The sequence below is a fragment of the Levilactobacillus sp. FUA 3915 genome (genome assembly GCF_044053135.1).
GTDB lineage: Bacteria > Bacillota > Bacilli > Lactobacillales > Lactobacillaceae > Levilactobacillus > Levilactobacillus lanxiensis.
The window spans coordinates 1,425,116-1,436,307 of sequence record NZ_CP168704.1 but is presented as its reverse complement, the minus strand read 5'-3'; the positions used below and the strand labels follow the sequence as shown (position 1 = coordinate 1,436,307).

The 11,192-nt window shown below is 50.3% G+C and carries 12 protein-coding genes; 4 read left to right on the top strand and 8 right to left on the bottom strand.

Going from position 1 to position 11,192, the window contains the following annotated elements; translation table 11 throughout:
• Position 1: 1 nt before the first annotated feature.
• The 3 genes from ACEPST_RS06805 to brnQ form a co-directional block, all read right to left on the bottom strand.
• Complete coding sequence (locus tag ACEPST_RS06805) at positions 2 to 580, bottom strand: DUF1788 domain-containing protein (protein WP_204121706.1); 579 nt, start codon at positions 578 to 580, stop codon at positions 2 to 4.
• A gap of 1 nt (position 581) precedes the next feature.
• Positions 582 to 1,175: a DUF1819 family protein gene (locus ACEPST_RS06800; protein WP_204121705.1), complete on the bottom strand. Its 594-nt coding sequence runs from the start codon at positions 1,173 to 1,175 to the stop codon at positions 582 to 584.
• A 272-nt stretch (positions 1,176 to 1,447) separates the two neighbouring features.
• Positions 1,448 to 2,833, bottom strand: coding sequence for a branched-chain amino acid transport system II carrier protein (gene brnQ, locus ACEPST_RS06795; protein ID WP_204121704.1), 1,386 nt, complete (start codon positions 2,831 to 2,833; stop codon positions 1,448 to 1,450).
• 405 nt (positions 2,834 to 3,238) lie between these two features.
• Between brnQ and ACEPST_RS06790 the strand changes: the two genes are divergently transcribed.
• From ACEPST_RS06790 to ACEPST_RS06780, 3 genes are all read left to right on the top strand, one after another.
• Entirely contained in the window at positions 3,239 to 3,436 is a 198-nt protein-coding gene (locus ACEPST_RS06790) for a type II toxin-antitoxin system HicA family toxin (protein ID WP_308440064.1), read from the top strand.
• Positions 3,437 to 3,481: 45 nt separating this feature from the next.
• Positions 3,482 to 3,877: a type II toxin-antitoxin system HicB family antitoxin gene (locus ACEPST_RS06785; protein WP_204121702.1), complete on the top strand. Its 396-nt coding sequence runs from the start codon at positions 3,482 to 3,484 to the stop codon at positions 3,875 to 3,877.
• Between the two features lie 185 nt (positions 3,878 to 4,062).
• Entirely contained in the window at positions 4,063 to 5,148 is a 1,086-nt protein-coding gene (locus ACEPST_RS06780; RefSeq protein WP_204121701.1) for a family 20 glycosylhydrolase, read from the top strand.
• A 47-nt stretch (positions 5,149 to 5,195) separates the two neighbouring features.
• Here the strand turns inward: ACEPST_RS06780 and ACEPST_RS06775 are convergent, their stop codons facing one another.
• Positions 5,196 to 6,143, bottom strand: coding sequence for a restriction endonuclease (locus ACEPST_RS06775; RefSeq protein ID WP_204121700.1), 948 nt, complete (start codon positions 6,141 to 6,143; stop codon positions 5,196 to 5,198).
• Positions 6,144 to 6,498: 355 nt separating this feature from the next.
• Here ACEPST_RS06775 and ACEPST_RS06770 point away from each other — a divergent pair, with 355 nt between their 5' ends.
• Positions 6,499 to 7,083 (top strand): hypothetical protein, encoded by a 585-nt coding sequence (locus ACEPST_RS06770; RefSeq protein ID WP_204121699.1) that lies wholly within the window; start codon positions 6,499 to 6,501, stop codon positions 7,081 to 7,083.
• A gap of 390 nt (positions 7,084 to 7,473) precedes the next feature.
• Here ACEPST_RS06770 and ACEPST_RS06765 read toward each other — a convergent pair whose 3' ends face one another.
• The 4 genes from ACEPST_RS06765 to ACEPST_RS06750 form a co-directional block, all read right to left on the bottom strand.
• Positions 7,474 to 8,442, bottom strand: coding sequence for a helix-turn-helix transcriptional regulator (locus ACEPST_RS06765; protein ID WP_204121698.1), 969 nt, complete (start codon positions 8,440 to 8,442; stop codon positions 7,474 to 7,476).
• A gap of 16 nt (positions 8,443 to 8,458) precedes the next feature.
• Positions 8,459 to 9,670: a hypothetical protein gene (locus ACEPST_RS06760; RefSeq protein ID WP_204121697.1), complete on the bottom strand. Its 1,212-nt coding sequence runs from the start codon at positions 9,668 to 9,670 to the stop codon at positions 8,459 to 8,461.
• Between the two features lie 125 nt (positions 9,671 to 9,795).
• Positions 9,796 to 9,993 carry a hypothetical protein gene (locus ACEPST_RS06755; protein ID WP_204121696.1) on the bottom strand — a complete coding sequence of 66 codons (198 nt, stop codon included), beginning with the start codon at positions 9,991 to 9,993 and terminating at the stop codon, positions 9,796 to 9,798.
• A 178-nt stretch (positions 9,994 to 10,171) separates the two neighbouring features.
• On the bottom strand, positions 10,172 to 11,134 hold the full coding sequence (locus tag ACEPST_RS06750) for a 2-hydroxyacid dehydrogenase family protein (protein WP_204121695.1): 963 nt from the start codon (positions 11,132 to 11,134) through the stop codon (positions 10,172 to 10,174).
• Positions 11,135 to 11,192: the final 58 nt, after the last annotated feature.

Here is an 11,192-nt window from a genome sequence, read left to right as displayed (position 1 = left end):
CCTAGTTGATTTGAAATGCTCGGTAGTAGTTGTCCTCTTTGGACTCCCCAAACATACTGAGACTTAGGCTGTCATAGGTCCCTGGATAGAAAAAGACTACCGGAACATCCGTGATGATCTGATGCATCGTATTTAAAACTTTATGTGCCCGAATCAATGGAAAGATTTCTCCAATTCCCGTAACAAACACAATAACGGGCTCTTCAGGCAAATGCTGCTGCATGTACTGTACGAATAGGTTTTCAGAACTGGTCATCTCTAATGCATTGTTTAGCTGCTCTATCAGGTAATCAATCCCATCATTAGCCTCCATCTCCAGGACATCCTCTTTAATCCCCATGTCATCTAATAACTGCCACATGATTTGGTACAGATTAAATTCTACAATATCCATGCCCACAGTTTCGCGATTCAACTGCTGCCGCATATTGCTGACCTCTTCCGTCACCAGCGGCTGGTCTTGGGAATCAAACGCTAAAATATAGTATGACACCTCATTCGACAGTCCTCGGCTCTGTTGAAAGTCTGGATCGGCTACTTTTTCTCGCAAGTGTTTGAGTTTTTCCATTGTCTTTGTCATGTTATCTCCCTAAAAATGCCGCCAATTGGCGGGTCAGTCCCTTAGTATGTAATAACGCTTCTAGTCTCATATCCAGCAATGGCCGCTTTACCTGATCATAGTCATTTTGTTCTTCAAGTAACCCAGCCTCACGTAAAAACGACTTGTACGTGCTAGCCAGTCGGCGAACCGTTTGTTCTGTCCAAGCTGCCACTTTAGGATTTTCAATTTGCTTTTGATTAAAGAATGCTTCAATTTCGTAGCTGTACAGCTTTGCATCCCCTAAAATCAATTCACTACGATAGACTTCATATAAAAAATCATCAAATAGTGGATCCAACTGTAGGCTGGTCGATAGATTAATCAGCTTTTGATTGGCTAAATCCAACGACGGAAATAGGTCGAAATAATCGACATCCAGTACATTTACACGTCGCTTTAATGTCTGCACCATTCTAAGTGCTCGTGCGGTCGACTGTTGCTGAAAATAGTTCTCCTCGATTGCTAAAAACCGAATGTCAGCATCACTATTCCCCTGCTCAAGCAGATCTAGATACTGAGAGAATTCAGTAAACCAAAATGAGTGTGAAACCATTGACGCGCTATATTGTGCCATCAGTTATTTCCTCCTATCATCGCATTTTTTACCGAAATTTCTTTCCTAATTATATAAGAATAACCTGTTCGAAGCGACACTTCAGAGGAATTAATGAACATTACAGCTGATTTTAGTTAAAAAATTAGGTATTATAAGCAAATTGTTAACAAAACGACTTTATTCTCCAGAATAACCTGTCCCCATATTAACGGCTCGCCAAATATCTGTCACTTAAATCAAAAAATCCCATCAAATTTGACAGGATTTTCTTCGGAATTTGATTTGCTCACCTAAAACCGTTCCCGCTCCGCCAACGTCCCCCGTTGACTGGCAAAGCGTAAATGGCTCCAAATTAAGCTCAGCGCAAACCCAATCAACGTCGGGACCAACCAACCCAAACCCATATTGGCAAACGGGATGAACTGGTGGTACAGGCCGAGCGCCGCTTGAATCGGTGCCAAACTCGTAATCATGGCCGGCGCACTATTTAGCATGTCCAGCACGGCTGGCAACACCGTGAAGGCAATCGTGACTTTGTAGACCACGCCCGCGTACGGCCGCTTGGACACCGTGAGTGAGAGTAAGATCAGTGCTAAGGCCAGCGGATACATCAGCATCAAAACCGGTAACGACCAGCTGATGATTGTATCCAAACCGGCGTTGGCCACCAGGAAGGACAGGCTCGTCGTGACCCGTAACCAGGCCCGGTAGCTGACCTTGGGAAACAATTTATGAAAGTCCTGAGCAAACGAGGACACCAGCCCAATCGCCGTGGTCAACACGCCCAGCGTGACTAAGGCGCCCAGTAACAGCGTGCCCACGCTACTGAAGTAGTGGCCAACGATTTGCGATAACACCACTCCACCATTGGCCGACAATTTTAGCTGACTCATGCTTAGGGCGCCCAAGAGGACCAGGCCGAAGTAGATCAGGACTTCGAGCGAAATGCTGATGAGGCCAGCCTTCGCCGTTAATTTGGTCAGCTCCCGGCCGTGGTAACCGAGGCCGCGAATTGCATGAATCAATGTAACGCTCAACGCCAACAGTGCCACCGCATCCAGGGTATTGTAGCCCTCGAGTAGCCCGCCAATCGTGGCGTTGGCTTGATAGGTCGCAGTTGGCGCCTGAGTCAAGCCACCCATGGGTTTAAGGAAGGCCACCAGGAAGACGATGGCCAATAGCGCCAGGAACCCGGCGTTGAGGTATTTACCGACGATTTTCAGTAACGCGCCCTGGTGCGTGGCGGCGACGTAGGTCAGGGCAAAGAACACCCCCGTGAAAAGCCACATGCCAATGGTCGAAAAGTCCTTGGGAATAAAGGGTTCCGCGGCCATTTCGTAAGCCGTCGCAGCCGTCCGGGGCGTGGCGAAGAACGGTCCAATCGTCAGGTGGACTAAAATTAGGAAAATAGCTGCGTAGTGCTTGCCCACGGGACGGGCCAAATCTAACAGCCCGTCACTCTTGGTAACGACCACGGCCATGATGGCCAGCAACGGGAATAGCGACCCAGAAATGGCGAATCCTAAGGCGGCCATGAACCAGTTCGACCCGGCCATCTGTCCCAAATGAACGGGAAAAATCAGGTTGCCGGAGCCAAAGAACATGCCGAAGATTAAGGAACTGACGACTAATAATTGACCCCAACTTTGTTTTGGTGCTCCATTTGTCTTTTCCATCATCAATTCCTCCAACTCTTAATTTTTACCCGTAAATGTCAAAAAAGCCCCTCTCCCACTACGGGAAAAGGGCTCTACAAGTAGAACGGTACCACCTTTTTGTGACGACCGCGGCCATCACACTCATCACGGACTGACATCCGCTAGCCCAGTAATGGTGGCAACCACGGCAGCCTTCTCAACCACCGAACTCAGAATTAACCTTCACGAATAGGTGGTGGTCACTTTGCACTTCACGTGACTCCCTAGACACCAACGGGTTCGCTACTACTTTCTTCAACGTTTTATAAGTATTGTTGTGTATTATAGCCTGCTGATTATTAAAAATCAATGGGTGAATTAAAATTAAATGAGATTCGTTCTGCTTGATACGTATAATAATACGTGCTATTCTATGACTGTACCATGAGGAGAAAATCTATGGACTCTCGCGAGGTCTTACGGATACTTAAAAAGGACGGGTGGTATCGCGTTCGTGTAACTGGTGATCACTGGCACTTTAAACATGATACAAAGTCAGGCATTGTTACCGTTCCACATCCTAGTAAAGATATCCCCAAAGGGACTTTGAACAGTATCTGGAAACAAGCTGGGCTCAAATGAGCCTTGTTTGTGCGTCTCCAACTCTTTAACTAAGGAGGCTTAAAAATGAAATATCTATATTTCGCCTTATTTACTACTAATAGCAAAGGTCAAGTTGAGGTGACCTTCCCTGATTTGGCCCCTAACGCGGCTACCTTTGGCGAGGACATTGCGGACGCCCTCCATATGGCTACTGACGCCTTACAGGGTTACTTACTAACTGCAGAAGACTTCGATGAAGCTTTGCCTAAGCCCGCCAATCCCCAATCCATTCCACACGACTCGACGCAACTACTTGTTCCAATTGAAGTAGATACTAAAATTGCGCGTGAACGTGAAAATAATCAAAGTATAAAGAAAACATTGAGTATTCCAAAATACTTAAATGACTTAGGAATTGCCGCTAATATTAACTTTTCAGCAACCCTCACTGAAGCACTCAAAAATAAACTAGATGCCTAACAGCTAAGCCAGCCCCCAAGCCGGCTTAGCTGTTTTTAATCCATCCCAAAATTTCACCGCCAAATCAAATCTCGAAGTCAAACCATCGAAATTTGACGACCACCGAGCTAACTCGTTGACGGTAGTTCACTCGAACCGCTATGCTAAAAGGAACTCTAAAAAACGTTTACGCTAGGAGGCGCGCGATGTTCAAAAAGAATCGATGGTGGTTAACCATCCTGTTGGCAACATTAAGTTTGGTCCTATTTTTTAACCGTCCGGCACCCGCTCAGGCGGCCGTCAAAGCATCGACGCTGCCCACACAGCAGGGCCTGCTCATTGATTTGGGACGCAAACCCATGATGGCCAGTGCCATCAAGCAGATGATCAAGGCCGCGGCCGACCGTAAATTCACGTACGTGGTGCTCTACCTGAGTGACAACGAGCATCTGAGTTTTCAATCTAAATACTTGAAAAACAAGGCCACCAAGACCGTCCACTCACCGAAAACCTTGAAGCAACTGGTCAGTTATGCCCGCAGTAAAAACGTGCAACTGGTCCCGGCCGTGGACATGCCTTCGCATAGCGGCGCCATTTTACGCCAGCTCAAGAAGTCTCATCCCAAACTTTATCGCCAGGTCAAACTAGACAGTCACACCCTGGATTACACCAAGAAACAGTCCGTGACGCTGACCAATAAGCTGTACGGCGAATTGGATGCTAGCTTTAAGAAACAACCCAAACGTGATTTTCTACTGGGGGCCGATGAAGTTCCCGGCACAAACAAGATGTACAAGTCCCTGATCACCTACATCAATCAGGTAAATAAGGCCCAAAACAAGCGCGGCTTCACCACAGTGGTTTGGAACGACTCCCTCCTGAAGAGTCAGCTGAGTAAGCTCAACAAAAATATCACCGTGAATTACTGGTCCCAGTCCGGCAACCGGGCGACTACGAAGGAGTTAGCGACCCGCCGCACCCAGCGTGTGTCCGTCAGCGACCTCGCCAAGGCCAAGCGTGGCATCGTTAACGCCAATAGCTACGCGACCTACTATCAGTTCCAGTACATTGGCAACGCCGCGCACGACCAATACTTCATCAGTTATCTGCGCGATTCTTACCGGCCCAACCTGTTCAACGAAATCAGCGCGACCGGCCTCAACCAGGACCGTACCTTCGTTCCCGGGGTTAAAACCAATGGCACACTGGTCAGTCTCTGGGGCCACGATGCCCAAAAGACCAAACCAGCGGCCATCGTCAACTTTATTCGGCAATTATCAGTGCCGAAATAACTGAAAATCCGTACTAGCCAACTGGGCCGGTACGGATTTTTTTGTGTTCAGTCTTCAAAGAAATCCTGATCAATCTCAAACACTTCAAACTGGCGTTTCACCTGAACCCCAACGTGATACTGGAGCATCAATTCCGTTAACTGAATGCCATCGACTAGAACGATTGAGAAGCCCTTGGCCGTTTCCACCGCTTTTTTAGAAAAATTTGACGTTGTGATGAAGACACCCCGATCCGCGTGGTTTCGCGACAGTGCCCCGTAAAACGAATCGATAGCTGGCCGCTGAACGGTATTTTCCGCTTCGTAACGTTTAGCCTGCACATAGACCGTGCTGGTCCCCAGCGCATCTTGATTAATCACGCCGTCGATACCACCGTCGTTGCTCAGCTGTGTCACCCAGGCCGAACCGTTCGGGCCCTTATACCCCATCGCCGACAGCAGATCGACCACTAAGTTTTCAAAAAATTCTGGCGCCGATTCTCGAATCCGTTGGAGGAGATCCGTGGCCACCTCCGCGTTGTAGCCCTTCACCTGTTGAGTCAGTCGATCTAGGGATATCGTGGTTTCTGCTTCATCCACTTCTGATTCCGGCGCTGGACTAATTTGGTTACGGGTTTGCCGTTCCTGCAAGTCCTGTTGATGTTGAATGTATTTAGGCTGTTGATGGATGACATTCCGGTCTACCAACTGATTTCCGTGCAATAATTGTCGGCCTAAATCAGTTGCCCCATAAAACCCGCGCCGGGTACGCCGCAAAAGTCCGGCGGTGGTCAGCTCACTAACTGCCCAACCAGCTCGATCTTCAATGATATTTTGTTGGTTGGGATAAGTTAATTGCCGTAACGTCGCCGGCAGATTCAGCTCATCGCCAACCGCTGCATTTAACGCACGACCATGCCATTCGGTCTGTTGTTCCGCCAATTTCAAAACGATTGGTGCCAGGGCATCCCACGTCGGTAGCCCATGCTTGCCCAATTTCAATTGCTGGTAATCCATTTGCCCGTATCCTCCTCGAAAACGCTGACGTATACCCTAAGTATACCGGTCCCGGCGCTAAAATTCGCGATCACCGGCTGATTTCTCAGCTCGTTACACAACTTTTACAAATTTCTCCGACAACTCCTTCCCATCTCACCCAAACGACATTATGTGACGCCCCCGAATGCTATGCTAGAACCATCAGATAGGCAAGGTTGCGACCCACAAATGAGGGGTTGTGAAGGAAAACGACCAATCGTTTAGTCCACTAAAAGCAAACACGACCTCCGTGAACTCGCCCCTACTGTCCTATCTGTCCTACTTACGTGACAAAATTAAGTGTTCGTCTCTGACAAAAGAAAGGTCGATATCTATGACAAACTTAGCATTTTCAAACGTTGATAGCTGGGCCATCTGGTCCGTTCCCACTGAATCCTTAGCCGGCAAAACTGCTAAAGAACGCGAACAAGCCTTTGGCGCCGCTTACCAACCCGAAACGTTCCCAGCGGCTGAATTACCTAGCGATTTAGGCGCCGCCCTCCAAGCCAGCAAATTTGTACTCGTGGGCATGAACCCTGGCAACGCCGCTGTTGATCATCCAGCCGACGTCGACTTTTTAAATTTCCATGGCCAAAAGAAGAGCCTCGACTACCGTTTGGCCGCCGCTGCTTACGACACGCCAGCCTGGGGCGCCTTCATGACCGACCTGTCAGGCACGGTCGAAAGCGATAGCACCAAGGTCCAAATCACAGCCGCCGACGTGACCAACCTGGAAAACCACCTCGACGAACTCGGCGTGCCTAGTGACGCCACCTTGATTGCCATGGGCGGCAAGACCGCCGCACCGCTGACCAAGTTCGCCAAGCGCCCGGTCGCGCAAATCCAGCACTACTCAGGCGCCAACGGCCACTGGAACGCAGAAGACGTCCACAATAAGTTGGTTGAAATCACAAAATAAATTGCATAATAAAAACTGGCTCGGGACAAAATTCCCGGGCCAGTTTTTGTACACTTAACGTCAAGATAAAACCGTTATGCAGGGTACTGAATCGCCCCGCATAACGGTTTTATTGCCACCAATTGATACGATAAATCACATTTGAGACGGAACCGTTCAGGAAAATCACCAGTGACGATCTAAACCAGTGTGAGCCGTGAAGTCGGCAAGAATGGGGTCAGCCGTGGGATTTCCCTGTTGGCGGGGACCGGCGACAGGGTAATGGCGACTTTGAGACTCGACCCTTAGAGGCTCAAAGCGAGGTCGAAGACCGCCTTTTGGCTTCGGCCGTCCTGCCCACAGCGTTCCGCCCCATTCTTGCCGACTGGTAAGGCGCTGCCAAGCACCCGTTTAGTCGTAGTAACTCATGGTTTTCGTGAGCTCGTGCTTGACGGAATCCACCAGCGACTGCGGTGCCACCACCTGAATCTGGGCGCCCTGACTCAGCACCCACAGCAGTGCCCCCTGTGATGCCAAGTGGTCCCCCTTGATGGTGACGCTGCCATCCTCACGATTCCACTCGGTGATGCGGGAGTTAGGTAGCTTGTCCAGCGCCGTTTGCGGGTAGCCCCAGTAACGGAACTCGTACGGAATATCCGTGCCGCCGCTCAACAGGTAGGTCTTATTTCGCAAAGCGCCTTCATCGATTTTCTTATCGCCGGGCACCTTCACCACGGCACGGGTGGTACGAGCATCTTGGAAACGGTCCAGTCGGTACACCAGGCTCTTATTGATTTCCGGAATGTACATCACCACGTAGAAGTAGAAATCGGCGAAGTAAATGCTCAACGGCACGCCAGAACCGGGCTTGCTAAGCGCTCGGCCCTGCGCATCGGGCACACTACTGCGGTAATGAAACTTAATCGGCGTCTTGTGGCTGACCCAGTTGGCGAAGTCCTTCAACAACGGCAAGATTTCCTTATCGCCATTGGAAAATAACGGCGTGTAATGGACCAGTGAATTACTGATCAATTTTTGAATCGCCCCCCGTTCGGTATCAGCGACCAGATCGAGCAAATTGTCCTTGACCCGCAACAGCTCTTCGCGCGTCAGTGACCGGGTCCCAATCACAATTTTTAACAGCGCAAGAATTTCCTCGGCCGAAAGCGCCCCGTCCTTTGCTAACCAGTACGTCTTACCCTTTTGCTGCAGCTGGTAGGCTGAGTCGTTGTCCGCCAACGTTTCTCGAATGAGCTTCGTATCCCGTTCCAGACTTCGTTCAGAGACCTGATAAGTTTCCTTACCATTCGTATCCGTCGTAATCTTTTCACCCGCTAATAACTTTACCAGCACGTCAACCGCGCGTTCGCGTCCCTTCATAAATGCCGCCTCCTAATTAGTTTGGAAATTTCAAAATCCCTTGCATCTGGCCGACCACCAATAGGGCCGTCACCAGTTCATCAAATGCTAAATCGTACATGATCGGGTCGTCCGCATCCCCGGCGTAAACGTCGTAGACCGTCTCGATTTCACCCCGTTGTTCGTCATTTTCCTTTAACTGTAGCTTGTTGATTATCCCGTCCGTCACAATCAGTGCTTCCACGCTTGCCTGGTGCACTTGCCGTTGCTGGCGCAGGGAAATTCGCATGCCCGCGCTAAACGCCAGGTCGGCCAGCCAAGCGGTCAGGTTCTCATCGGCAGTCAAGTCGCGCAGGGGCATGCCGTGATAAATAAACGACGTCATCCCACAAAAAACAGACGCCGTCATCGGGTCACCCAACTGCTCGTGCGGCGTATCAAATTGGTACTGGTACGTCTGATGCTGGTGATCGTGTAAGATTGGCAACGCCGCAACGGCATCAAAGTCCGCCAGCGTCCGAATTTCATGGGCAGCTGAACAATCATTGCGGGTGATCACCAACTGCGCATCGGCAAACGACTCCGTGGAAAACCGCGGCGCCAACAATAAGGACGTCAATGCCCAGGCGGGAATGCCGAGCCGGAGCCCCAATAAGACGCTAACCAGCTTCTCCAATGGCACGTTGTCAATCACCACGCTGCCGCGTTGATCACGCACGGCGTAGTAGTCGCCCGTGGTGGTCAGCAGTACCTTGGGCAGGTCACTCGGTCGTAAGAAGTCCGTCTGATTCGGCATCTTTGCCAGCCAATCTTCCCCGTTAGCCTCCAGGACTTCGTGCGCCACCCAGCGATCGTTGGTGGATTGCCAGATATGTTGGGTTTCTTGCACGCCCCCGGTGACCACGAACCCCTGCTGGTTCAACTCGTGAATCAGAAAGACCAGGACTCCCAACTCGGCGTCCCACCGCGAGGCCGGTTTGTCCACGCCGTTTGCCATGAACCGCGCCAGGGTGCGCTGTAAATCCTGCGACGTGAGGTAGGGACCCACGTACACCTCACCGTTCTCGTTGTACAGCTGAAACCGATTATGGGCCTGACCGAATCGCCGAATTCCCCGCGTCAGTAGCGTGCCTTCCCCGTCTGCCTCGATTGATTCGCCTTGACTCGTTTGTTGGGTCACGAAGTTTAGGTAAAGATCGTGATGCCGGATGAATTTGTTCACATCGCCTTGAATTTTGGGTATTGCCATCGCGCATCCTCCTCAGATTGATTTGTCACTTTTCAGTATACCGACCACCCACGACACCATATGTCGTCCTGAAAAATTCGTTAGAAATACGGCCGATTTGGTCATGATAGTCGGGTGAATCGTCGTCATCGCCGCACCCCCATCGCTGGAAATAAACGGGCGACGGTCGCCATGAACGCTTCCGTGCGCGCCACCCCCAACGCTTGGAGGCTGGCATCAAACTCGGCCGGCGTGGGCAAGGTGCCGGACAATCGTTGGCTGACGGTCAACAAGCCAATCACCATTTTCTCGCGGTCAGTGACCGGGACATACGTGGGTTTCATTTCAAACGACTCCTCTCCATTGCTGGGTTAACTTCAATTGACGCCTTCAGTTTAGCAACCCGTTCCGACAGAATTTGTCGAATAACGGCAGTGAAAGTAAATTAAAACCAGACCACGACAAAAAGACCCGCCAGCCTTCCGCTAGGAAAGTTGACGGGTCCAATAACTTGTTTAGCACTTATTTATTGACGACATACTTCGGATCTTGGCCCTTAGCCATCAACACCACGTTACCGGCAACGATGTCGGCCATAGCGTTCCGGGCTTCCACCGTCGCGTTACCAATGTGAGGCGTCAAAATGACGTTCTTCAGCGTGGTGAACCCGTGGTCGACTTGCGGTTCGTTTTCGTAAACGTCCAGCGCAGCGCCACCAATTTCCTTGGTTTGTAACGCCTTTAACAGGGCGTCCTCATCCAAGATTGGTCCCCGACCCACATTAATAATGGCGGCCGTTGATTTCATCTGCTTAAACGTTTCCGCATTAAATTGATGCTTCGTTTCTGGCGTGAGCGGTGCGTTGATACTGATAAAATCGCTGCTCTTAACCAGGTCATCAAAGGATTGGTAGGTCACGTTGAGGGTCTCTTCATCCGCACTAGCCAAACGATGTGGGGAGAAGTAGCTGACCTTCATCCCCAGACTACCGGCCTTGCGCGCCACTTCGCTCCCGATACTGCCTAAGCCAAAGATGCCCAGCGTCTTGCCGGTAATTTCATGACCCAGGAAGTAGAGCGGTGCCCAGCCAGGAAAGCCCACGGTGCGCATCTGCTGGTCACCCTCGACCATCCGGTGACTCAGGGCTAAAATCAGACTAAGTGTCAATTCAGCTACCGAGTTCGTCGAAACCTTGGGTGTGTTCGTCACGAGAATACCTTTTTCTTTGGCGTAAGCGCTATCAATATTGTTGAAACCAGCGCCAAAGTTCGCAATCAGCTTGAGTTTCGGCGCCGCATCAATAATCTCCTGGTCAACGAACGTGGATAACGTGGTGATCAGAAAATCAGCAGTGGCGGCCTTGGCCAATAACTCTTCGTGTGAAATCAGGCCATCGCCGGTATAACTCTCAACGTCTAACTGATTGTCACGCAGCTGTTTCAGGGCAACTTCAGGGAATTGGGCAGTTAAATATACTTTTGTCATGATTTTTTCCTCCTAAACTTTGATACACTTAGCTTAAGCCCTAATCGGCTGTCCCACA